This window comes from Dyadobacter linearis (genome assembly GCF_907165045.1).
Taxonomy (GTDB): Bacteria; Bacteroidota; Bacteroidia; order Cytophagales; family Spirosomataceae; genus Dyadobacter; species Dyadobacter linearis.
Genome location: NZ_CAJRAU010000001.1, coordinates 935,224 through 959,420, shown reverse-complemented (window position 1 = coordinate 959,420; position 24,197 = coordinate 935,224). Strand labels below are relative to the sequence as shown.

16 protein-coding genes are annotated in these 24,197 nt (G+C 48.1%); 12 read left to right on the top strand and 4 right to left on the bottom strand.

Features of this window, described 5'->3' with window-relative positions:
* Positions 1-2: 2 nt before the first annotated feature.
* The 7 genes from KOD92_RS03875 to KOD92_RS03845 all read left to right on the top strand — a co-directional run bounded on the left by KOD92_RS03875 (position 3) and on the right by KOD92_RS03845 (position 16,320).
* On the top strand, positions 3-4,139 hold the full coding sequence (locus KOD92_RS03875; protein WP_215232189.1) for a hybrid sensor histidine kinase/response regulator transcription factor: 4,137 nt from the start codon (positions 3-5) through the stop codon (positions 4,137-4,139).
* A 303-nt stretch (positions 4,140-4,442) separates the two neighbouring features.
* A complete protein-coding gene (locus tag KOD92_RS03870; RefSeq protein WP_215232188.1) occupies positions 4,443-7,661 on the top strand; it encodes a SusC/RagA family TonB-linked outer membrane protein in 3,219 nt (1,072 codons plus the stop codon).
* A gap of 34 nt (positions 7,662-7,695) precedes the next feature.
* Positions 7,696-9,321, top strand: coding sequence for a RagB/SusD family nutrient uptake outer membrane protein (locus KOD92_RS03865; RefSeq protein ID WP_215232187.1), 1,626 nt, complete (start codon positions 7,696-7,698; stop codon positions 9,319-9,321).
* Between the two features lie 19 nt (positions 9,322-9,340).
* Positions 9,341-10,507 carry a glycan-binding surface protein gene (locus KOD92_RS03860; RefSeq protein ID WP_215232186.1) on the top strand — a complete coding sequence of 389 codons (1,167 nt, stop codon included), beginning with the start codon at positions 9,341-9,343 and terminating at the stop codon, positions 10,505-10,507.
* A gap of 202 nt (positions 10,508-10,709) precedes the next feature.
* Positions 10,710-12,611, top strand: coding sequence for a glycoside hydrolase family 44 protein (locus KOD92_RS03855; RefSeq protein ID WP_215232185.1), 1,902 nt, complete (start codon positions 10,710-10,712; stop codon positions 12,609-12,611).
* Between the two features lie 23 nt (positions 12,612-12,634).
* Entirely contained in the window at positions 12,635-14,995 is a 2,361-nt protein-coding gene (locus tag KOD92_RS03850; protein ID WP_215232184.1) for a glycoside hydrolase family 31 protein, read from the top strand.
* Positions 14,996-15,105: 110 nt separating this feature from the next.
* Positions 15,106-16,320 carry an ABC transporter substrate-binding protein gene (locus KOD92_RS03845; protein WP_215232183.1) on the top strand — a complete coding sequence of 405 codons (1,215 nt, stop codon included), beginning with the start codon at positions 15,106-15,108 and terminating at the stop codon, positions 16,318-16,320.
* 14 nt (positions 16,321-16,334) lie between these two features.
* On the opposite strand, the gene KOD92_RS03840 is transcribed toward KOD92_RS03845, so the two are convergent.
* The 4 genes from KOD92_RS03840 to KOD92_RS03825 form a co-directional block, all read right to left on the bottom strand.
* Complete coding sequence (locus tag KOD92_RS03840) at positions 16,335-16,709, bottom strand: hypothetical protein (RefSeq protein WP_215232182.1); 375 nt, start codon at positions 16,707-16,709, stop codon at positions 16,335-16,337.
* A 128-nt stretch (positions 16,710-16,837) separates the two neighbouring features.
* Positions 16,838-17,176 (bottom strand): HepT-like ribonuclease domain-containing protein, encoded by a 339-nt coding sequence (locus tag KOD92_RS03835; protein ID WP_215232181.1) that lies wholly within the window; start codon positions 17,174-17,176, stop codon positions 16,838-16,840.
* Positions 17,166-17,468, bottom strand: coding sequence for a nucleotidyltransferase family protein (locus KOD92_RS03830; protein ID WP_215232180.1), 303 nt, complete (start codon positions 17,466-17,468; stop codon positions 17,166-17,168). The genes KOD92_RS03835 and KOD92_RS03830 overlap by 11 nt, the downstream gene beginning before the upstream one ends.
* 7 nt (positions 17,469-17,475) lie before the next feature.
* On the bottom strand, positions 17,476-17,898 hold the full coding sequence (locus KOD92_RS03825) for a helix-turn-helix domain-containing protein (protein ID WP_215232179.1): 423 nt from the start codon (positions 17,896-17,898) through the stop codon (positions 17,476-17,478).
* Positions 17,899-18,102: 204 nt separating this feature from the next.
* On the opposite strand from KOD92_RS03825, the gene KOD92_RS03820 reads away from it, so the two are divergent.
* The 5 genes from KOD92_RS03820 to KOD92_RS03800 all read left to right on the top strand — a co-directional run bounded on the left by KOD92_RS03820 (position 18,103) and on the right by KOD92_RS03800 (position 24,184).
* Positions 18,103-19,161 carry a LacI family DNA-binding transcriptional regulator gene (locus KOD92_RS03820; protein WP_215232178.1) on the top strand — a complete coding sequence of 353 codons (1,059 nt, stop codon included), beginning with the start codon at positions 18,103-18,105 and terminating at the stop codon, positions 19,159-19,161.
* A gap of 188 nt (positions 19,162-19,349) precedes the next feature.
* A complete protein-coding gene (locus KOD92_RS03815) occupies positions 19,350-20,582 on the top strand; it encodes an Nramp family divalent metal transporter (RefSeq protein WP_229254507.1) in 1,233 nt (410 codons plus the stop codon).
* Positions 20,583-20,588: 6 nt separating this feature from the next.
* A complete protein-coding gene (locus KOD92_RS03810; RefSeq protein ID WP_215232177.1) occupies positions 20,589-21,605 on the top strand; it encodes an NAD-dependent epimerase/dehydratase family protein in 1,017 nt (338 codons plus the stop codon).
* A 19-nt stretch (positions 21,606-21,624) separates the two neighbouring features.
* Positions 21,625-22,689, top strand: a complete 1,065-nt coding sequence (locus KOD92_RS03805; protein ID WP_215232176.1) for a dihydrodipicolinate synthase family protein — start codon at positions 21,625-21,627, stop codon at positions 22,687-22,689.
* Position 22,690: 1 nt separating this feature from the next.
* Positions 22,691-24,184: a PQQ-dependent sugar dehydrogenase gene (locus tag KOD92_RS03800; RefSeq protein ID WP_229254506.1), complete on the top strand. Its 1,494-nt coding sequence runs from the start codon at positions 22,691-22,693 to the stop codon at positions 24,182-24,184.
* Positions 24,185-24,197: the final 13 nt, after the last annotated feature.

Genomic DNA, 24,197 nt, shown 5'->3' with positions numbered 1-24,197 from the left:
CGATGCAAAGTTGGTTTTGGCGTTTTTGTTGGGTAGTGGCCGGGGTGCTGGGTTGGGTGGAAAAGGGCGAGGCTCAATCCAATGAATACCAGTTTGCCCGGTTCAATACGGAACGTGGACTTTCTCACAACCAGGTCAATTGCTTTTTAAAAGACAGCCGGGGATTTGTCTGGATCGGGACCGCCAATGGGCTCAACCGGTTCGACGGCTATTCTTTCCGCGTCTTCAAGCCCATTCAGGGCGATTCCACTACGATATCAGACCGCCGCATCATCGCGATCTTTGAAGATCCGCAGGGTTATATCTGGATCAATACACAGGTTGGGTTTGATATTTATGATCCTGTTACAGAGCGCATTGATCATCATGCGGACGCGGCGGCCAAAAGACTGGGACTGCCCGACGCAAATTTTAGCCGCATTATCAAAACCCGCTCGGGCGACTACTGGATTAACCATAACCGGCTGGGCTTACTGAAATTCCTGACACGTTCAAAAAAGATCGTAAAGGTCAGGTTTGGTCCGTCCGAAGATCCGTCTGCTCCTGCGAAACGTGTTATCTCTGATTTTGACGAAGATGTACTGGGCAACCTCTGGGTTGTGTGTGACGACGGGTTTCTGGCCCGCGTGAATGCGCAGACGCTTAAAGTTGATGTGCAGAGCGAAATGTTGCAGAACCGTAACCTGGGCAACTTATCCAATCACAAGGTTTTTGTGGATGACGATGGCGAACCCTGGGTTTATGTTGTGAAAGCCGCATTGGGCGCGTTTTATTTTGATTTTAAAAACAACACTCTACGCGTCGCCAATACTGCGGGCTCCGATTTCCGGCTAAGTAACAATACGGTAAGCTCGATGGTAGCCGGCCCCGACGGGCGTATCTGGCTCGGTACTGACCACGGCGGAATTAATGTATTAGATAAAAAGCGGGGGACAGTTTCGACCTTGTTGTTCAATCCCGGCGACCCGAGGACGATCAGCCAGAATAGTATTCAGGCTTTGTATAAAGACCAGACCGGGATGATCTGGGCAGGAACTTTCAAGACTGGATTTTGCAGCTATCACAAGAATATTTTTAAATTTTCACTCGTTCAGCACGCGCCGGGCGACCCGGGCAGTCTGCCTTTCGACGATGTGAATATGTTTGTGGAAGATCGGAAAGGTAACCTGTGGCTGGGTATGAACGGGGGAGGACTGATCTATTTTGACCGAAAAAATAACAGTTTCAAACAGTACCGGCATATTCCAGGTGATCCTAAAAGTTTGAGTAACAATGTGATTGTCAGTTTGTTTCTTGATAAAAGTGATGTACTCTGGATTGGTACCTACTTTGGCGGACTGAACAGTTTCGATGGCAAAACTTTCACCCGCTATCTGCATAACCCGGCCGATTCCACAAGTTTGATCGACGACCGCGTCTGGGAGATTTTCGAAGATTCACAAAAACGTCTTTGGGTAGGTACGCTGGCCGACGGACTGGATTTATTTGACCGGAACAAAAAGACTTTCCGGCATTACCAGCGTGCGGCCCCCAACTCGGTCAACTCGGACTATATTTCGGCAATGCTCGAAGATAGGCAGGGAAATCTCTGGATCGGAACTGCCAACGGTGTAGACGTTTTAATGAGGCAAACTGGGCGGTTTGTGCATTATGCGAATAAGCCTGGCGATCCGGCCAGTTTGAGCAGCGACGGGGTTACTTCGCTCGCACAGGACAGTTTTGGCAATATCTGGATCGGTACTTCCGAAGGTCTGAACCGGTATGACGCGGCAAATAATGCATTTGTATCCTATAATACGACCGACGGGCTGCCGGATAATTCAATTTTGACAGTGGCGGTGGACGAAATGCAAAATCTGTGGCTCGGTACGCCCAAAGGTTTGGTCAATATCAATATTTCCAAACGAAGCGGCGGATTACCGACAGCATTCCAGGTGCGTACTTTCAACGAGGTCGATGGATTACAGGGTAGGGGATTCAATGAAAATGCGGCGCTGAGGCTGCGTTCAGGGGAAATGGTATTCGGTGGTGCCAATGGTTTTTCCATTTTTGACCCCAAACAAATCTCTGATGAACGTATTTCCGCAAAAGTAACGCTTACTGATTTTCAGATATTCAATAAAAGCGTACAGCCAGGCGAGTTATTCGATGGGGAAGCGGTGCTCGAAAAATCAATTTCGCTTACTGACCGCATTGTGCTGGAGTACAGCCAGAATGTATTTACGATTGAATTTGCTGCGCTGAATTTTCTTCATCCCGAAAAAAACCACTACATCTATTCGCTGGAAGGATTTAACGATCAATGGTTTGAGGCGGATAATACGCGAAAGGTAACTTACACCAACCTTGACCCTGGCACTTATGTGTTCAAAGTGCAAATGAAAGAAGGCGGCGCTTCCACGGAACGCAGCCTGCGGGTTGTGATCTTGCCGCCTTTCTGGCGTACGCCGTGGGCTTATGTACTTTATTTCCTGATCGCGGCCGGCGCATTGATGATCGCGCGCTGGATACTGATTGAACGCGAGCGGATGAACTTTAAGCTGGAACAGGAGCGGCACTATGCCCAGCAAATGCATGAGCTGGATATGATGAAGATCAAATTCTTCACCAATGTGAGCCACGAGTTCCGCACGCCGCTCACGCTCATGCTTACGCCGCTGGAAAACCTGCTGAAAAACATCAGTTCCGACCATGCAGTACACCGGCAGCTTTCGCTCGTGCACCGGAATGCTCAGCGACTATTTAATCTGGTAACGCAATTGCTCGATTTCAAAAAGCTGGAAGTGGAGGAAACGGAGTTCCGGCCCGAGCGGGGAGATATTGTTAGGTTCCTGAGCCAGATCGCACAGACTTTTTCGGATCTGTCTGAGCACAAGCATATTCGCTATCGTTTTGAGAGTGAAGTAACATCGCGCTATGCAGATTTTGACCAGGATAAATTGTCGAAAGTGATGTATAACCTGCTTTCGAATGCATTCAAGTTCACCCCTGAAAATGGCGAAGTAACCGTTATTTTAAGGATTGTAAGTCAGGATAATAGTGAAACTTTGGAAATAAGCGTCGCTGATTCGGGCATTGGTATTCCGCCTGAGGCGCAGGCCAAAGTTTTTGAGCGTTTTTACCAGCATCCGATGCCCGACAAGATCATGAACCAGGGCAGCGGCATCGGGCTTTCCATAGCCTGGGAATTTGTCAGAATGCACGGAGGTACCATTGAATTGGAAAGCTTTGTGGGCGAAGGGAGCACATTTACGGTCACTTTGCCTTTGCTGAACAGTCCGGCGCGCATTCCTGCATTACCCGCAGCAGACGTACCGTCGACCCTGGAACCCGTCGCGGAAATTGAACTTCTTGCTGAAAAACCCGTCAAAAACAAGCCGCTGGTATTACTGGTGGAGGATAATGACGAGTTCAGGGCTTATTTGAAAGAAGTATTTGAAAAGGAATACGAGATACTCGAAGCTCCGAACGGAAAGATAGGGTTGGAAATTACGCTCGAACATATCCCCGACCTGATCGTGAGCGACGTGATGATGCCTGAAATGGACGGGATCGAGCTCTGCCGCGTAATCAAAACCGACCGCAGGATTTCACATATCCCGGTAGTATTGCTCACGGCGCGGGCCGAGGAAGAGCAGCAGCTGCAAGGCTACCAGACCGGCGCCGACGCTTATGTGACCAAGCCTTTCCGGCTGGACATTTTGCAGGTGAGGGTTGCGAACCTGATCCGCCAGCGTGAGCAGTTGCAGCAGCAATTCCAGCAGCACGTTGAGATACGGCCGAGCGAAGTGGCGGTACGTTCACTGGACGAACAGTTTGTGAACAGCGCCGTCAAAGTAGTGGAAGCGAACCTGGCGAATGCGGAATATACCGTCGAGGAACTGAGCGACGCGATGTCGATGAGCCGCGTTTATCTCTACAAAAAAATACTATCATTAACCGGTAAAACACCGATCGAATTTATCCGCATTATCAGGATCCGGCGCGGCGCGGGCTTGCTCGAAAAAAGTCAGCTGAGCGTTTCCGAGATTGCCTACCAGATCGGGTTCAACAACCCTAAGTATTTCGCGAAGCTCTTTAAAGAAGAATATAAAATGCTTCCGACTGCCTACCGCAAGCAGTTTGTCGACCAGGAATAGTACAAAAGATCAGCCTGATACTAACATATCCGCGAAATACGCCTGCTCATTACCTGCTCACCCATTTTTTTGGAGGATCCCTTTGCAAATGCACTTACAGGTGAAAAAATAGCCTGATTTTTTGCGCTAGTTTACAAATGACACCCTATTTGTAAACATTAAGATCCCTTCCAGCACGTTTTTTAAAGGCACATTTGTCCAACTATTCATTCGATTTATACCAAAACCAGCGCCTTAACCCAGAGGTATCGGAAAAGTATAAATTCGGAAGTGAACCAATAGTAACTTATAAAACCAAACAACATGCAACAAAATTTGTACGAAACAAGGCGGGTTAATCGCAGCTTGCATTTCCTCGCCGGGTTGCTACGACCTCTTCTTCTGACATTGGGGATCATGGGCGCTGGGCTGGGTGCCTTTGCGCAGGGCGATGCCAAAAAAACCATCACTGGTACAGTCGTTTCGGCTGAACGTGATGATGCTATTCCGGGCGCGAGTGTGGTGGTGAAAGGAACTTCCAATGGAACTACTACCAATGCAAGGGGTGAGTTTACGATCGAGGCGGCGGCGGGTAACACGCTGGTAATTTCCTTCATCGGTTCTGTGACGCAGGAAATTCCGGTGGGAAACAAAACTAAAATTGATGTCAGATTGCAGGAAAGCATTGCTGCGCTGGACGAAGTGGTGGTAGTAGGGTATGGGGAAATGAAAAAAACAGATGTTTCCAGTTCACAGGTTACTGTTTCGGGTAAAGATCTGAGCAAAACCATCAATACTTCACTAGAACAAGGTTTGCAGGGTCGCGCGGCTAACGTAATGGTACAGCAGAACTCCGGTCAGCCGGGAGCTGCGCCTTCGGTTTTGATTCGCGGTCTGAGCTCGCTGACAGGTACTACACAACCTTTATATGTGATCGACGGTGTGCAGATCAAGCCTGATAACATGCGTGACGATCCGAACAACCGCCCGACAGGTTTTTCAAACATTCTTTCGAGCATTAACCCGGACGATATCGAGACGATCAACGTTTTGCAGGGGCCTTCTGCCACAGCGATTTACGGTGCGGTTGGAGCAAACGGGGTTGTGATGATCACCACGAAACGCGGTAAAGCCGGCGAAGCTAAAATCACATTCAACGCATTGGTTACCCTGCAATCGGAGCCGAAACATATTGATGTGATGAACCTGCGTGAATATGCGCAGTTCCGTAACGAAGCTGCCGCTGTGGGTAGTACTGCTACTGAACCGCAGTTTGCCGATCCGTCTGTGCTGGGCGAAGGTACTGACTGGCAGGGCGCACTTTTCCGCCCTACTACTTTGCAGAAATACTCTGTGGGATTGAGCGGCGGTACTGAAAAGTCGACGTACTACCTTTCAGGTGAGTATTTTAACCAAAAAGGTATTGTAGAAGGTTCTGGTTTTAAACGTTATAACGGTCGTTTGAACCTGGAAAATCAGACACGCAACTGGCTGAAAATCGGTGCGAATATGAGTGTTGGTATTACGGAAGAAAAAGTAAATACCAACAATGGAGGAATTATCCAGCTTGCATTGGACCAAAATCCAAGTGTGCCGGTAACGAATCCTGACGGCAGCTGGGGCGGACCTGTTTCTACACAGTTCCAGTTTACGAACCCGGTGATGATCTCCAAGATCTATAACGATTACAACCGCCGGACCTCTATTCTGGGAAGTTTGTACGCGGATATCAAACCATTCAAAAACCTGACCTGGCACACGGAAGTGAACGGTAGCTCTGAGATCTTGAAATACTATTCCTACCATCCATCTTATACAATCGGTGGTTTTGTAGTATCGCAGGATGCAGCAACTTCAAGAAGGGATGCGAATACAAATAACTGGTGGAGCTTACACAGCCGTTTGACCTATGATTTGAAATTGGGCAAACACGATATCAACCTGATGGCTGGCCACGAGGCGCAGGCATTTACTTATGAATCACTTACAGCTTCACGTAAAAAGTTCATTACCAATACGATCGAAGAGCTTTCGGGTGGTGATGCATCGGTTATTTCCAATGTGAGCAACAACAGCGGTAAAGGCGCAGGATCACGCGAATCGTATTTTGCACGTGTGAATTATAGCTTCAACGAGCGCTATATCGTGCAGGGAACTTACCGGATGGACGGATCTTCTGCATTCCGCGACGGCCGCCGCTGGGGTAACTTCCCGGCAGTTTCGGTAGCATGGCGCGTGTCGGAAGAGGCTTTTCTGAAAGGTGTGAATGCGATCAATGACCTGAAACTGAGGTTCGAGATCGGACGCTCGGGTAACCAGGGAAGCGGTGGCAATGCCATTTATTCCACCCTTCAAACAGTACCTACCGGTTGGGGAACGGGCTTTCTGGCCTCCAACTTTGCCAACGAATTCCTGACCTGGGAAAAGGATGATGTGATCAACGGAGGTTTGGATCTGCACATGTTCAGCAACCGCGTGGAGCTGATCGTGGATGCTTATATCAAGAATATCACAAGTCTGATCACGGTTAACTCTTATCCTTTCACTTATGGTGGTGACATTGCTTATTCAGCAGGGTACCTGAGCTGGCCGGCTGTGAATGCAGGTTCGATGAAAAACCGTGGTGTTGGTTTGACATTGAATACAGTGAATATCGATAAAGGTGGTTTTTATTGGAGAACAGGTATTAACCTTTCGTTCGACCGCAATAAAGTAACCTCACTCCTGAACCCGATCACACCGATATGGAATGCAACTTCGGTTGGTTTTAAAACCGAGGAAGGACAGCCTGCAAGTATGCTGACCGGCTACGTGGCCGAAGGTCTTTTCCAGAATGCGGAAGATATCAGAAACCACGCGATCCAGACTTCAAACGGCGAACTGACCATCAATCCACAAACAGGCAGCTGGGTAGGAGATACCAAGTTTAAAGACCTGAATGCCGACGGCGTAATCGATGCAGAAGACCGCACGGTGATCGGTAATCCTTGGCCGAAGTTTACATTGGGTTTCAATAACAATATGACCTACAAGAACTTCGAGCTGAATGCATTCCTGACAGGAAGTTTCAAAAATGACATTCTGAACTACCCGCGCTACCGCGCAGAAGTACCGGGCAATGGTGGTGTGTTTGGAAATCAGTGGAAATCAGTAGCGAACTATGCGCGTCCAAGCAGCTATGCAGCAGGCGACGCGGAGAATGTAACGCTGACCAACCCGGGCCACGTGATCCCGCGTATCGCACCGGGTGACCCGAATGGTAACAACCGGATGAGCACCAACTTCATTGAAGACGGCAGCTACGTGCGTTTGAAAAACATCACAGTGAGCTACAACTTCCCGAAATCGTTGATGAAAGACCTTTTCATCCGCGGGCTGAAAGCTTCGGTTGGTGCGCAAAACTTGTTTACAATTACCAAATACAAAGGTTATGACCCTGAGGTTGGTATGGTGAACTACGGTGGAACTGTGATGGCAGGCGTGGATACTGGTCGCTACCCTTCGGTTCGGATGTATTCTTTCGGTTTGACGGCTGATTTCTAATCGATTCAATTTTAATTTCAAAAGACCTTTTTATATGCAATTCAAAATCAAAATCTTGGCGGCTATCAGCACATTGATGCTTTTGCAGGGATGTAGCGAGGAATTCCTCGATCGCCCGCCGCTGGACGCACTTACCTCGGGTAATTTTTACAAAACCGATGCGGAGATCCTGGCAGGTACCGCGCCGCTTTATAATATCGTCTGGTTCGATTTCAATGATAAGGCGAATATGTCTTTTCAGGAGGCTCGGGCTGGTAACCTCAATTCCAATGACCGCACAGCCTATGTAAAACATGCTGTTCCTTCAACGGACGTGAACACGCTTTTGCCGGGTTATAAATCTTTCTACAAGATCATCGCGCAAAGCAATAACGCTTTCAAGGCGATCAATGAAGCAACGGGAAGCACTGCTTCGGCGGCTGTGAAATCGCAGGGATTAGGCGAATGCCGTTTTATGCGCGCTACTGCCTATTATTACCTGGTGACCAACTGGGGCGCAGTTCCGATCGTTTACGACAACGTGGCGCAGCTGAACGAAGCGCCGGTTCGTAACCGTATTGAAGATGTGTGGAAATTGCTGATCCAGGATTATCGCTATGCAGCTGCAAACCTGCCTGCAACTGCCGATCAGGGACGTTTGACAAAATATTCTGCGGAAGGAATGCTGGCCCGTATGTACCTGATGCGCGCCGGACTGAACCAGAGCGGAACGCGTAACCAGTCGGACCTGGACAGTGCGAAATACTATGCGGAGGATGTGATCACAAAAAGCGGCCGCACATTGGCGCCGACTTATGGCGAGCTGTTCGAAAGTGCAAATCACAATGCATCCAAAAACAATGCGGAAAGCCTTTTCTCACTGCAATGGATGCCGGTAAGCAATCCCTGGGGTGTTAACAATTCGTTCCAGGCGTATTTTGCCTACGATGCCAATATCACTACAACCGGCGACGGCTGGGGTGCAGCTCAGGGACTTTCAGCGGATTTGGTAAAGTATTTTACAGAAAATCCGGCAGATTCACTTCGCAGAAAAGCGATTGCGATGTTCGACAGCGATGTGTATCCAAATCTCCAAAAAGCGACCGGCGGTTTGAAATATGTGCGCCCGGAACAGCTTGCTGCTATCAAAAAATACATCGTTGGCTCACCTGCCGACAATGGTGGTTTGGGCGGATTTATGGCGGCTAATATCAATTCCTACATGCTGCGCCTTGCCGAGGTATACCTGATCTACGCGGATGCAGTATTGGGTAATGCGGCTTCAACTTCGGACGCAAAAGCATTGGAATACTTCAATGCGGTTCGTAAAAGGGCAGGTTTGGCTAACAAAACTTCACTGACTTTCGAAGATATTTTCCAGGAAAGAAGGATCGAGACGGTATTTGAAGGTAACTCCTGGAATGAAGTGGTACGCTGGTATTATTTCAACCCTGCGAAAGCGATCGCTTATACCGCTAAACAACGTCGTGAGAACTATACGATGACGTATGTGCCAGGTTCTACCAATCCGAAAAAATATACCGTAACGTATTCCCCTGCTGAGTATTACCCGCTGGCGGCGAACACTTTGTACCTGCCATTTCCGGAAGGAGAGATCGTGAATGCGCCTTCTTTGAAAGACGAGCCGGTTCCTTTCGATTTCAGCAAACTTGTTGACTAACCCTAATCTACTACTGACAATGAATTTCAGGAATATATTTAAAACAGCCTTCGGACTGTGCTTGGCGGCAGGAATGCTGCTTTCGTTCCAGAGCTGTAATGACGATGATGTAGACGGCGCGCCGATGATCAGCAATGTTCGTCTGCTCGATCCTACCAAAGCGGACAGTTCGCTAAATGCGGCTGAACCGGGTAGTCTGATCGTGATCCAGGGCCAGAACCTGGGAAGTGTGATGAAAGTGTATTTCAACGATTTTGAGGCTACTTTCAATGCTGCACTGGGCAGTAATTCCAATGTGATCGTGACGATACCTGCGAATGCACCAACCAAAGCGGTGGATGCGGGGGTTTCCAACAAGATCCGCGTGCAAACCAAGGGCGGAGAGGCTACTTACGATTTCGTATTGTCAGCCCCGACTCCGGTACTTTCGGGTTTGTATTCTGAGTTTGTAAAACCAGGCGGTAACCTGGTGATCGCCGGAGATTATTTCTATAATATTAAATCTGTAAAAGTAGGTACGACCGATCTGCAAATCGTGAACAGCTCTGTAAAACAGATCACGGTAAAAATGCCTGCGACTGCTGTTTCGGATGTTATTACGGTTGAAGGAGAGTTTGGTACTGTAAAAACGAGCTATAAAGTAAATGGTACCGAGGGTAACCTTGTCAATTTTGATATTCCGGCAACAAGCTGGGGCTCAGAAGTTTGCTGGGGCGCAGCTCCTATTGTACCAGCCACAGATCCGGCTGCTATCTCGGGTAAGTTTTCGAGAATAAAACAGACCAAATTACCGGCAACGGGCTATGCGGACGCTTGGGTATTCTCTACTTGCAGCTTCGATTTCAAACTTGCCGCCGGACCAGCTTCGGAAAGACAGTTCAAATTCGAGCACAATATCGCAGAACCGTGGAAAGCGGGTAAATACGATATTACGATCACCGCCGGAGGAACTGAATTCAACTATTCATTCCAGCCCTGGAACTCAACTGAATACGCAGCAACTGGCTACCAGACCAACGGTTGGAGAACAGCTGTGATCGAGCTTTCAGAGTTCAAAAACGCAGCTGGCGGCAGCATTCTGGATGCATCCAAAATCACCGATCTGAAAGTATTGTTCAACACACCGGATGTAGCGATCGCTTCATTCAATGGTAGTGTGGATAATTTCCGGATAGTGAAGAAATAATGACCTCACCCCCGGCCCCTCTCCATCAGGAGAGGGGAGTTGGCGGGAATGGCTCCTTTGCAGGAGCGTTCTCTCAGCTGGTAGAAATTAAGATTTACAAATAGCTCTAAGAGAGCAAAAATGTCTGCTCCCGTTCACTTCAGTGAAAAGTAAAACCCCTCTCTTTTAGGAGAGGGGGCAGGGGGAGAGGCCGCTACGATACATGCAAATCCGCAAAATTACTTTATCAGGCGCCCTCGCTTTTGCGTTGCTCCTTTTAACCCTGCCCATTACTTCTGCGCAAGTTGTCATTAATATCGACGCGACCGCAGAAGTCAAACCTATTTCCCCTTACCTCTACGGCCGCAACAATTCCTTCTCTTCCACGGATCCGAACTGGACGTTACCGGAAGCGGATCTGGTCAGGCTGCGTGATGCGGGCGTGCGGTTTTTTCGGGAAAGCGGCGGGAATAATTCTTCTAAATATAACTGGCGAAGGAAACTGGGCAGTCACCCGGATTGGTATAATAACGTGTACTACAACAGCTGGGACCAGACTGCGCTGACACTGCAAAAGCATTTTCCGAACGCACAGGGAATGTGGGCTTTTCCACTTCTGGGTTACGCGGCGAAAAGCAATGCAGCCAATTTTGCGGATTGGACTTTTAACCGGTCGCAGTGGTGGGAAGGTGTGAACCAAAACCTGGCCGGCGGCGGCGTACCGAATGCAACCGGTACCAAAGCCAAAACCGAAGGGAATACCACTTTATATCTTCAAAAATGGAATGCTGATTCTTCGGTCGCGATCCTGGACCACTGGTTTGGTGAAAAGGGTTTGGGACTGAAAAAAGAAGGAATCCGGTATTGGAATATGGACAATGAGCCGGAGATCTGGTCGGGGACGCACGATGATGTGATGCCGAAACAGGTATCTCCTCAGGAATTTATGCAGCTTTATATTGATGTTGCTAAAAAGGCGCGGGCCAAATCGCCTGATATTAAGCTCGTTGGGCCGGTTACCGCAAATGAGTGGCAGTGGTACAACTGGGACGGAAAGCCGGTGACGGAAAACGGAAAAACGTATCCCTGGCTCGAATACTTCATTAAATCCATTGCAGAAGAAGAGCAGAAAAGCGGCGTGCAGCTTTTAGATGTGCTCGATATTCATTTTTACCCCGGCACTAAAAAAACAGAGGAAGTGGTGCAACTGCACCGCGTTTATTTTGATAAAAACTACATTTTCCCAGAAGCCAACGGTGTGAAAACCATCAACGGCGGCTACGACAACAGCATTTCGAAGGAATACATTTTCGCCCGCTGCAACGATTGGCTGACGCAATACCTGGGCACCGATCACGGGGTAACACTCGGTGTGACGGAAACTGGCATTGACGAAAGTATAGCCCCGTCCGTTACGGCTGTCTGGTATGCATCGACGCTGGGAGAGTTTATGAAAAACGAGGTGGAGATATTCACGCCGTGGAGCTGGAAAACGGGGATGTGGGAAACATTGCATTTGCTGAGCCGCTTCAACCAAACGCATTCTGTCAAAGCTGTTTCCTCGAATGAAACCCTAATATCTGCTTACCCGAGCATTAATGCGGCCAAAGATTCCATGACGGTCGTTTTGATCAACCGCTCGCCGGATCAGAATCAGACTGTCAATATCCAGATTGAGAACTTTCTGCCTTTGAAAGAGCAGGTACCGGTTTACACTTTATCACAACTTCCCGCCGCTGAAACCTTCGTTTCACGTGCACAAAATGCATTGAAAAAGTCGGAACTGAATGTGGCTGACAATACCATTCCTATCACAATTCCTGCGATGTCGGTGACTTCATTTGTACTGCGGGGCGGGGGAGAAGTGACGGGCGTGGAGACAGAAACAGCAGCATTTCAGGTTTTCCCAAACCCGACCTGGGAAAATTTAACCGTTAAATGGACTGATAGTGATTTTGAGAAGATCAGTATCATCGAAAATAGCGGCAGACGGATTTACGAAGAGAAGCTTGCAAAGTCGCAACGCGAAATAACCATTAATTATAAACTGACCAGCGGCATTTACCTGGTCCGCCTTACCGGCTCCAACGGCCGGTCGGTTGTCAAAAAAATCATTGCCCGCTGATATCGGGCGTCACATTGCACTCCATGATGAATACCTTTCCATTTTTACGAAAAACAATTGCCCTTGTATTGTTGCTGAACCTGAGCGTGTCCGGGTTTCGGGCGGTCGCCCAGCAGAGTAAACTCGTGAACGATCCGGTAGATATCAGCGGCGATTTCCGGGATTTTTCCAATACCATTTTCTTTGCGGATAGTCTGGCTGCATTTGATCCTGCGACTGGCCAGGGGAAGATCAAATGGAAACGGCACGAGCCTTTTTCGGCGCATAATTTTGATAATTCAATGCTGAGCTACAAGCGTTCGTACAGTAATGAATTTCCATCCATTGAATACGCGCAGGATCCCGTTTTGCCGTTTTCGGTTGAGTTTACTTCGCCGCGCACGGTGCGCATTCGTGCGAATACAGGCGCTCAGGGGCCTTCCGGTGAGCTTTCGCTAATGCTTATGAAGGAGCCCGTTAAAGATGCTTCCTGGAAATATAAAAAAGTTAGTGGGGGCCACGAATACACGAATGTACACGGATCTGTTACTGTTTACGAAAATCCTTGGAAGATCCTGATTCGTGACGCAGCTGGCAAGATTTTGACGCAGACACGCGGGCAGGCGGATGGAAGATCTTCTTACACGCCCACTTTGCCGTTTTCATTTGTTCGCCGGGCTTCGGACTATTCGCGGAGCGTCGCTGCGGTATTTTCTATTTCGCCGGATGAAAAGATATTCGGCTGCGGCGAGTCATTTACGCGGCTTGACAAGAACGGGCAGAAAGTTGTGTTATGGACCCACGATCCGAATGGTGTGGAAACCCAAACGATGTACAAGCCTATTCCGTTTTACATGAGCTCGCGCGGTTACGGGATGTTTATGCACACCACTTCGCCTATTACCTGCGATTTCGGAGCTACTTATGGTGAGTCGAATGCAATGCAGATCGGCGACGAGAACCTGGACCTTTTTGTGTTTTTGGGTAAACCGAAAGATATTCTGGATGAATACACCAATCTGACCGGCAAAGCCTCGATGCCGCCTTTGTGGTCTTTTGGATTGTGGATGAGCCGCATTACCTATTTTTCTGAGCAGGATGGACGGAATGTTGCGGCCAAACTGCGTGAAAACCGCATTCCTTCCGACGTGATTCATTTCGATACCGGCTGGTTTGAGACCGACTGGCGCTGCGACTACCGCTTCGCGCCAAGCCGCTTCAAAGATCCCGAAGGAATGATCGCCGACCTCAAAAAGCAGGGTTTCCGCACGTCGCTTTGGCAGCTGCCTTATTTTGTTCCAAAAAACAGCCTCTACCCTGAAATTGTGGAAAAAGGGCTGGCCGTGAAGAATGCAAATGGTACGATTCCTTATGAAGATGCGGTGCTTGATTTTTCCAATCCGAATACAATTAAGTGGTATGAAGATAAAATTTCCGGGCTGCTGAAAATGGGTGTTGGCGCTATTAAGGTGGATTTTGGTGAAGCTGCGCCACTTTCCGGCGTGTATGCATCGGGTCGCACGGGCTTTTATGAACACAATCTATATCCATTACGATACAATAAAATCGTGTCCGAGCTGACGAAAAAGCTGACCGGAGATAACATCATCTGGGCGCGCAGCACTTGGGCGGGCAGCCAGCGGTACCCGATCCACTGGGGTGGTGACGCGGAAACGACCAACAAGGGAATGGAAGCGCAGCTGCGCGGCGGGCTGTCGCTCGGCATGTCGGGTTTTACTTTTTGGAGCCACGATATTGGCGGATTTACGATGAAAACGCCGGAAGATCTGTACCGCCGCTGGTTACCAATGGGCTTGCTTTCTTCACACACCCGCACGCACGGACAGGCGCCGAAAGAGCCCTGGGAATACGGCGAAGATTTTCAAAACTATTTTAGAAAGGCAGTTGAAATGAAGTACAAGCTGATGCCATACATTTACACCGAATCGAAACTGGCTTCGGAAAAAGGGTTGCCTATGGTTCGGGCATTGCTGTTGGATTTCCCGGAAGATCCGGGCGCGTGGCTGGTGGATAACCAATATATGTTCGGCTCGGAGATACTGGTTGCGCCGCTTTTTGAGAATGTGAAAAGTCGGCAGGTGTATTTGCCAAAAGGAAAATGGGTGGATTACCAGACCCGCAAAGTGTACGAAAGCGGCTGGCACGAGATAGCAGCCGGGGCGTTGGAGGTAGTAATGCTCGTGCGAGAAGGCGCGGTATTGCCCCACGTGAAAGTAGCGCAATCAACCGATCAGATCGACTGGAAAAATATTGAGCTGGTAGATTTTAACTCAGACAAAAACAAAACGAGCATAAAGCTCTTTTTACCAGGCGAAAATGAGGTAAAGGATGTCAGGATAGTGAAAAAAGGCGGGAAGCTAGTGCTGGGTAACCAGGTGAGATAGCGGACAATTGGGAGGTTAGAATTAGTTTGCAGGATTAACCCTGAAATTGCGATAGTAGATGTATCTCTGCGTCTACTTATCAGCACATATTCAATCACTTTCCTCATTGTATGCTACCCTCATTTTTACAAAAATCCCGCCTGTTCTTTGGCACATTATTGCTTTCAATAATATTCCTGCAAGGTTGTATCAAAGATCACGAAATCACTTCCTATATCATGGTCGACGGCCTGTATTCGCTCACAGGAAACTGGTCGTCGCTGGGAATGACTTCGCAGGCCGCAATGATCATTGCAGAAGAAGATATTAACGCCTACCTCGAAAAAAAGGGAAGTACATATAGGTTCTCGGTAAATACTTTTGATACCAGGCTGATCCCGGGCAATGCGGCCGCGGCGTTCGATTCTTTGACAGGAGCGCGGTTTTTCATCGGCCCGCAGTCGAGTGCGGAGCTGGCGGCTATTCTGCCAAGATCTGCTACAAAAAACGCTATTGTGATCAGTCAGGGCAGTACTGCCGGAAGTCTGGCCATTGCAGGCGACCGGGTTTTCAGGTTTTGTCCGGCCGATAAAATCGAAGGCGCAGCTGTTGCGAAAACGATCTATTCGCAGGGAATAAAAGGGCTTGTGACCATCGCGCGTGACGATGCGGGTAATAAGGGTCTGCAAAATGCAACAGGGGAATTCTTCACCGGCGCGGGCGGCGAAACCAGGTCGCTCAATCCTTACAGTGTGACGGAATCAGACTTTTCAGAATCAATTGCTGCCATCAAAACAGAGATCAATGCATTGACTTCCAAATATGGAAAAGCCGGCGTGGGTGTGTACCTGGCGTCATTTGACGAATGCGTGGCGCTTTTCAAGAAAGCAGCAGCTGATCCGGTATTGAGTTCCGTTCGCTGGTATGGCGGTGACGGTGTAACGCAGAGTGCGGCGTTAATTGCTGACCCCGCAGCCGCAGCATTCGCAGTGACAACGCAATTTTTCACGCCAACATTTGGATTACCAGATGCTTATAAATCAACCTGGGAGCCTTTGATCGCCAGAATCAAATCAAAATCCGGCATTGACGCCGATGCTTTCGGCGTAGCGGTTTATGACGCGATGTGGGTAATCGCCAGAACGGTAGAAGCGGAAGGCGGAATTCCTGCCGATATTGAAACTTTAAAAAGCAGCTTCGTTTCCCAGGCCAACGCTTATACGGGCGCTACCGGCCCTACCACGCTCGATACTTTTGGTGACAGGGCCAGCGGCTCGTTTGATTATTGGGGAATTGTTAAATCAGGTAATGATTACCAGTGGAGTTTTGTCGGGAAATCGAATTAAAGGCTGGCTCAGGGTTACTTTTTCGGCTGTCTGATCGCTTTGATCGGAAAATCCCCGTATTGCGAGCCGATTATTCCGGTGAGCGTGTCGCCTGTTTGCATAAAGCTGTATTTGAACACGCCGCTCCCGTTTTCTGTCGTAAAAGTGACCTTTCCCTGGTCGACTGTTAATGCCTGCATCTCATTCTTTTCACCCCCTTCGACGTAGCCGACGGTTTTATTTTCTTTTTGTTCAAATACTAAAAATCCGGTTTCATATTCCGGCGGAACGTCGCTGATCTGGTATTTCCATGTACCGATCAGATCGTCGGCGATAAATGCATTCCGGGCTGCAACCGAGCAAACACTGACTGCGATCACCATTAAAAGAATGTAGCGTTTCATTTTCATATTATCGTGAAGTTTATTTTTGATAAGATCAATTAATTAATCTAAAAATAAAAATAAATCTTGGCTTTGTGATATTCTATCGAGCAGAGCGCGCTTGAACTTACCTTGTGTGACGCGCCGCCGGTAGCCTAGTTTCCAAGCAGAGCCTCAATCTCTGCCCGCAAAATCGGAATATGTTTAACTACAATTCCCCAGATCACTTCATCGGAAACCGAATCATACCCATGGATAATCCGGTTCCGAACATCAACAAGCTTCCTTGAATTGGTAATATGAATGCTGGTATCCTTCTTCATGATTCGATTCATCGCCTCACCGATGATTTCTACGTTTCTTTCAACCGCGCGTTTAGTTCGCAAATCGGCTTGATAGTTAGCAAAGAGCAATGGACGATCTGCGACGAAACTCTCGATTTCGGAAATCGCATTCAGCATATCAAACAGCCACGTTTTGATCTCAATGTCCATAAACGAGCTGCCTTTGTTGGTTTAAGTTTTGAAGGAAATAAGGATTTTTGATAGCCTTTTCTTCCAAAAGATCAACCGGCCGTTTGAAAATATCCTGCAAAGAGAATTTGAAGTCAAAGTAATTGTCCGCATATTCCTCAACCTCCATGTTTGTGAAATCTACGATTAGATCAATGTCGCTTTCTCCGTCAAACTTATCAGTTAGAACTGAGCCGAATGCATACAGGCTCTTCACTTTGTGCCTTTTACAAAGATTAATGATCGCGGCTTTATATTTTTCCAACGTTTCCATTGCTGATTTATTTACTCACAAGTAACCTCTCTAATCGCGCCATCATATCATCCTTCTCTTTTAACATTCGCTCATACAACGCAAGTTTCTCTTCATGCAATTGAATGATTTTGTCAACCGGATTTATGTGCTGAATATTTAAACCATTGTTATTTACTGCATTGTCTGAAAAGTTGCAGGATATGTTATAAATCGCTTGCTCCTCATCAAAATTTCGAATCGCCTCAGCCGGGATTTTAAGTATCGCCGAAACCTGCTCCAAAATATCGGAATCGATCTTTTCTTTTTGTTCGAGCAAAGAGATTTTCTGCTGGTTCCAATCGTCGCCTAGCTCGAAAGCGAGGAAATCCTGCTTAATTCCGAGCATCTCCCGGAAGCGTTTCAGGTTCCGGCCTTCGTGGATGTTGGGGTTGGAGGTAGTGGATGTCATGCGGAAAGCTGTTTTTGAAAAGGCAATTTATATAAATCCCTCGGGAAGTTTTCGGATAATTTACAGGCTTGCCATGTAGGTTACCGAACAAAGCTATTGCCAATATTATCCAGCAGAATGTGGGCAGTTATCACTTAGCAGACTATATTTACCCTCCGGTTTTATAGTGACACATACTGAAAGGTACCGAAACGAAGGCCCCGAATGAAAAAGGAGAATACCTCTCAAGGAGTAAAAGAAATAGCCCGTCGTGCCAACGTTTCCACCGCGACTGTGGACCGCGTACTGCATAATCGCACCGGCGTTTCTGAAAAAACCAAGAAGCGGATCAACGAAATCATCAAGGAGCTGGACTATCAGCCCAATCTGCTCGCAAGCCGGCTGGCTTCCAAAAAAATCATCAGTATTGCGATCGTGATCCCGAGTGTGTCGGAAGAAACCGACTTTTGGGAGGCGCCGCTGCGGGGAGTTAGAAGAGCAGAGGCGGAGATCAAGCAATATGGTGTCAGCACGCAGGTCTTCTTTTTTGATCTCAATGACAAAGATTCTTTTTCGGGAAAAATCGCAGAGGTATTACGCGGAGATTTTCAGGGTGTGCTGATTTCGCCTTCTTATATTGAAGAAACAACGAAATTTGCCGCCGAATGTGAACTTCGGAAGATCCCGTTCGTATTTATCGACTCCAATATCCCCGAACTTCACAGCCTTTCTTATATTGGCCCCCACCTTTTCAAAAGTGGCTACGTCGGTGCGAAGCTGCTGACTTACCGGCTGGAACGCGACAAGAAGATCCTGATCATTAATATCTCCAAAGAGATCGACAATTTTAATTATCAAAAAATAGAAGAGGGTTTCAGAAGCTACTTCCAGGATCGTGGTCAGTCCGGTGAGATCGTTCGCATTGATATTCGTGAAACAGACTACCAGTCCGTTGCCCGGCACCTTACTTATGTTTTTCATTTAAATAAAGATATCGGCGCTGCTTTTGTGACCAACTCTCGCGTGCATACAGTTGCTTCTTTTTTGAAAAACAGTCACCGGACACACGTATCGCTGATCGGCTTTGACTTTATATCGGAAAATGTCGCCTATCTTGAAAACAACGTGATCGATTTCCTGATCTGTCACCGGCCCGAAGACCAGGGTTACCGCGGGATCATGGCGCTTTACCAGACACTCGTGGTGAATGCGCAGGTGAGCAAGCTGAGCTACATGCCCATTGATATTGTTACAAAGGAAAACTACGAATTCTACCACAATTAGCATTCCTGCATTTCTTGTGCATTCACCTCTATTTGCGTTAGAATCCGGTACTGATAAATAATTTCACAGAATTTTCTACAAATAAATCGGGCAAAACTAGAATTTTGAAATTCTTTTCTACCTTTACGGGCACGTGCCCGTAAATTGCATCAACGCCCTTTTACCTGACCCTTAAAACACATTTTATCTTGGAAGATCCGAAAGACAAAATCCTCAGGTGGCTCAAATCACTTGGCCCCGGAATGATCACCGCCGCATTGGTTTTCGGGCCGAGTAAGCTGACGATCACTTCGAAGATTGGCGCGGTTTACGGTTACTCGCTTTTGTGGGTGGTGATTATTGCGATCGTTTTCATGGCTGTATTCACGGCGATGTCTACACGCATCGGAGTAGCGACGAATCAGTCGCTGCTGGCTTCCGTGAAGCAAAAGTGGGGAAAGCCGGCTTCGGTGGCAATGGGACTGGGCGTATTTCTGGTGACTACTTCGTTTCAGGCGGGGAATTCGGTGGGTGTTGGCATTGCGGTGGGGGAGCTGTACCATACTTCTCCCGTTCCGTGGATTATATTTTTTAATGCGGTCGGGATCAGTTTGTTGTTTTTCAGAAGCTTCTATTCTGTGTTGGAGCGGACAATGATCGTGCTGATTTTTGTCATGCTGTTTTCATTCATTACCACGTTTTTCTGGGCTTCGCCCGATCCGGTCAAAATTGTTAAAGGCTTTACCACGCCCGCAATCCCGGAAGGCTCGCAGGGGCTGATCATCGCTTTTGTCGCATCGTGCTTTTCCATTGTCGGTGCATTATACCAATCGTACCTGATTCAGGAACGGATCCGCATGAATCCTGCATTGCGCCAGGCGAAAAACGATAGTACAACCGGAATTATCATTTTGGGCGTGATGTGCGCCATCGTCATCATTTGCGCCGCCGCAATCCTGAACCCGAAAGGCATTGCCGTGAATTCAGCGACGGATATGGCCAAAGCACTTGAACCGATATTTGGTGAAAACGCATCGACATTATTTCTTATAGGGTTGTTCGGTGCAGGCTTCTCTTCACTGATCGGTAATGCATCCGTGGGTGGCACTTTGCTGGGCGACGCGCTCGGTTTGGGTAGTAATTTTAGCTCAAAATCAGTACGTTACCTCGTTGCACTTGTAATGGTAATAGGTGCATTGGTGGCGGTACGTTTCGGCAAGCTGCCACTCGAACTGATCGTTTTTGCGCAGAGTGTTACCATTTTCGTAGTACCTTTTATCGGTACTGCTATTTATATGGTGGGAAATGATAAGCAGATCATGGGCGATAAGGTCAACAGTCCGCTCGTAAAAATTGTGGCGGGAATCGGGCTGCTGGTCATTTTCGGTCTGGCGATAATTAATTCCAAAGAACTATTCTTTAATAATCCGCTTTTCAAATAACTTTTTATGATTGACATCGCTTCATTGGAAGAAAAATGGCTGAGCCCGTCGGAGGCATTGATCGAGGATATCAAGCGCATTGACGGCGATATCATGGTGCTGGGCGCAGGAGGCAAAATCGGTCCGAGCATTTGCAGACTGGCGAAACAGGCGATCGAGCGCGCTGGTTTGGACAAACGCGTAGTAGCAGTTTCCCGGTTCAGCGAGGGCGGACTGGCTGAGGAGCTGAATGCAGAAGGTATCGAGACAATTTCTGCCAATATCCTGGATGATAAGCAGTTGCAGGATCTTCCTGAGATAGATAATGTGCTTTATCTGGCAGGAACCAAATTTGGAACCTCCAATAATGAGCCTTATACCTGGGCCATGAATACATACCTGCCCGGCCGCGTGGCTGAGAAGTTCCGGAGGTCGAAGATTGTGGTTTATTCAACGGGGAATGTATATCCGTTTACGCCGGTGAATTCGGGCGGCGCTACCGAGGAACTGCGGGCTAATCCGGTAGGGGAATATGGGCAATCATGCCTGGGCCGCGAGCGTTTGTTCCAATACTTTTCATCCGTTCACGGCACGCCGCTTTTGATCTACCGTCTCAATTACGCCATTGATTTCCGTTACGGTGTACTGCTGGAAATTGCGAAATCGGTACTGAACGGGAAGCCGATCGATGTGAGCATGGGACACGTGAATGTGATTTGGCAGGGCGATGCGAATGAAATGGCGATCCGCTCGCTGCTGCATTGCGAGGCACCTGCGAAACTCTTAAACATTACCGGACCGGAGACAGTATCCCTGCGCTGGCTGGCTCAGGAATTTGGACGTATATTCAACACCGTTCCCGAACTTTTGGGTGAAGAACAGCCCACGGCCCTGCTGAGCAATGCGGCGGAATCATTCCGCTTGTTCGGCTATCCGCGCACCACATTGAAACAAATGATCGGCATTACCGCGCAATGGCTGCTGGAAGGCGGACAAACCATTAACAAGCCCACGCATTTCCAGGAGCGGAAGGGACAATTTTAATTATTAAATAGAATACAAGATGTTAGACGAACAGAAGAAAAAGCTGCTGTTTGAAGGAACGGTCATTCCTGCGCACCCGCTTGCATTGACCCGGGAGCTGCAATTGGACGAGCAGAGGCAGCGCGGACTGACGCGATACTACATGGCCAGCGGCGCTGGTGGAGTCGCGATAGGCGTGCACACCACCCAGTTTGAAATCCGCGATCCGCACATTAATTTGTTTGAGAAAGTACTTGCGATCACCTCGGAAGAAATTGACAAAGCAGCGCTAGACCGGCCATTTATCAAAGTGGCAGGGATCTGCGGAAAAACAGAGCAGGCATTAAAGGAGGCAGATATCGCCATTAAATACGGCTATGATCTGGGACTGGTGAGCATGGCCGCATTCAAAACCGAGGCTGAGGATGAAATTATTGCGCATATAAAAAAGGTAGCTGAGAAAATTCCGGTGTTTGGATTTTATCTGCAGGTAGCCGTCGGAGGGAGGGTTTTTAGTTATGATTTTTGGCTAAAATTTGCCGAGATACCGAATGTGACTGCGATCAAAGTGGCGGCATTCAACCGGTACCAGACGCTGGATGTTGTTCGCGCCGTGGCTAGCTCAACAAGGAAAGATCAAATCGCACTTTATACTGGCAATGACGATAATATTGTAGCTGACCTACTGACTCCCTTTGTATTCAATATCAATGGAAATGTAGTTGAAAAACGCTTCGTAGGCGGCCTGCTGGGGCATTATGCGGTTTGGACGGAAAGGTCGGTGCAGTTATTGGCAGACATTAAAAAAGCCATGAACGGCACCAAAGAAGATACTGAAAAACTGCTCAGCGCGAATGTGGAAGTGACTGACATGAATGCGGCGATTTTCGATCCGGCCAATAATTTTCACGGCTGCATTACCGGTGTTCACGAGGTACTTCGCAGGCAGGGATTAATGGAGGGAATCTGGACATTGAATCCAAAAGAAGATCTTTCGCCCGGCCAGGCCGACGAAATTACGAGGGTTACCGAAGCGTATCCGCATCTGGTGGATGATGAATTTGTAAGCGCATTTTTAGAAAAAGAAGTCAATCTGATCCAGTAACATGGTGGTGTATCGGTTAGCGGCAGTCTTGTTTGTGACGGGTATGCTGCATTTTTGGGTTAGGCAAAACGAACCGCAGCGGTCCGTAACGCCCGTCGATACGCCATTGAAAGTCAGCATCGTAGCATCCGGATTGAATGTTCCCTGGGAAATCATCTGGGGACCCGATAATCAGATATGGTTTACAGAGCAAAGTGGTATGATCAGCAAAGTCGATCCGAAAACGGGCGTGAAAACTTTGCTCACAAAAATCGATGATGTATACCGCTATCGTTCGCTGGGTTTGTTGGGCATGGCGATCCACCCCGATTTCAAGCGTCAGCCGTTTGTGTTCGTGGATTATATGTGTAAAAAAGATTCGGTGATTACAACGAGGCTGGTTCGGTTTACCTATAAAAACAACAAGCTTACCGAACCGAAAATACTGCTTGAAATTCCCGCGCACACGGGTCACAATGGTTCCAGGATCGTTTTTGCACCCGACGGAAAACTGATGTTCGCTACTGGCGACGCAATTACGATCACCAATGCACAGAACACAAACTCGTTGAATGGAAAGGTTTTACGCATGAATATCGATGGTACCGCACCGGCAGATAATCCGATCAAGGGAAGCCTGGTTTGGTCTTGGGGACACCGTAATATTCAGGGATTGACTTATGGCGCCAATGGCCTGTTGTACGCCTCCGAGCACGGCGACGCGCTGGAAGATGAGCTGAATATCATTCAAAAAGGCAGCAACTACGGCTGGCCGAAAGTGGAAGGTTTCTGTGATCAGCCAAAAGAAAAGCAGTTTTGTGATTCAATTAAAATCGTTGAACCTATTAAATCCTGGACACCGACGATTGCACCGGCAGGGATTGCCTTTTACAATAAAAATCTGTTTCCCGAATGGAAGAATGCCATTTTACTTACCACACTGAAAGAGAGTGATTTGCGCATTCTTAAACCCGATCAAACGGGTAAAAAGATCGTGTCGGAAACCATTGTAGTGGACGCTAAGTATGGCAGGCTACGCGACATTTGCATTGGCCCCGACGGCAGCATCTACGTTTCCACCAGCAACCGCGACTGGAACCCGGCAACCGGATTTCCAAAGCCAGCTGACGACCAGATTTTACGCATTACGCCGGGCAAAGCAGGCGACCAGGTAGCGCAAATTGCCGCTTCACCGGAAGCGCCGAAGGGACAACGCCTTTATAATCAGTACTGTGCCTCCTGTCACAAGCAGAATGGAGAAGGGGTAGCCGAAGTGTTTCCACCGCTGCGGGAAACCGCCCAGGTAAAGGATAAGGAGCAGCTGATCAATATCGTGCTCAATGGACTTTCAGGCAAAATAGAAGTAAGTGGAAAATCCTATGACCAGCACATGCCGGCCATGTCATTTCTAAAAGACAGTGATCTTGCCGAAGTAGCGACCTATGTACGACAGAACTTTGGAAATCAGCTCAGTGCGGTTTCTGAACAGGAAGTCAAAGCCGCGCGCGTAAAGTGATTTTTTTTGATGA

What these genes read in the sequence shown, in the direction of transcription:
- KOD92_RS03875 (WP_215232189.1), top strand. Translation starts at nt 3, where the DNA reads ATGCAAAGTTGGTTTTGGCGTTTTTGTTGGGTAGTGGCCGGGGTGCTG.
- KOD92_RS03870 (WP_215232188.1), top strand. Translation starts at nt 4,443, where the DNA reads ATGCAACAAAATTTGTACGAAACAAGGCGGGTTAATCGCAGCTTGCAT.
- KOD92_RS03865 (WP_215232187.1), top strand. Translation starts at nt 7,696, where the DNA reads ATGCAATTCAAAATCAAAATCTTGGCGGCTATCAGCACATTGATGCTT.
- KOD92_RS03860 (WP_215232186.1), top strand. Translation starts at nt 9,341, where the DNA reads ATGAATTTCAGGAATATATTTAAAACAGCCTTCGGACTGTGCTTGGCG.
- KOD92_RS03855 (WP_215232185.1), top strand. Translation starts at nt 10,710, where the DNA reads ATGCAAATCCGCAAAATTACTTTATCAGGCGCCCTCGCTTTTGCGTTG.
- KOD92_RS03850 (WP_215232184.1), top strand. Translation starts at nt 12,635, where the DNA reads ATGATGAATACCTTTCCATTTTTACGAAAAACAATTGCCCTTGTATTG.
- KOD92_RS03845 (WP_215232183.1), top strand. Translation starts at nt 15,106, where the DNA reads ATGCTACCCTCATTTTTACAAAAATCCCGCCTGTTCTTTGGCACATTA.
- KOD92_RS03840 (WP_215232182.1), bottom strand. Translation starts at nt 16,709, where the DNA reads ATGAAAATGAAACGCTACATTCTTTTAATGGTGATCGCAGTCAGTGTT.
- KOD92_RS03835 (WP_215232181.1), bottom strand. Translation starts at nt 17,176, where the DNA reads ATGGACATTGAGATCAAAACGTGGCTGTTTGATATGCTGAATGCGATT.
- KOD92_RS03830 (WP_215232180.1), bottom strand. Translation starts at nt 17,468, where the DNA reads ATGGAAACGTTGGAAAAATATAAAGCCGCGATCATTAATCTTTGTAAA.
- KOD92_RS03825 (WP_215232179.1), bottom strand. Translation starts at nt 17,898, where the DNA reads ATGACATCCACTACCTCCAACCCCAACATCCACGAAGGCCGGAACCTG.
- KOD92_RS03820 (WP_215232178.1), top strand. Translation starts at nt 18,103, where the DNA reads ATGAAAAAGGAGAATACCTCTCAAGGAGTAAAAGAAATAGCCCGTCGT.
- KOD92_RS03810 (WP_215232177.1), top strand. Translation starts at nt 20,589, where the DNA reads ATGATTGACATCGCTTCATTGGAAGAAAAATGGCTGAGCCCGTCGGAG.
- KOD92_RS03805 (WP_215232176.1), top strand. Translation starts at nt 21,625, where the DNA reads ATGTTAGACGAACAGAAGAAAAAGCTGCTGTTTGAAGGAACGGTCATT.
- KOD92_RS03800 (WP_229254506.1), top strand. Translation starts at nt 22,691, where the DNA reads ATGGTGGTGTATCGGTTAGCGGCAGTCTTGTTTGTGACGGGTATGCTG.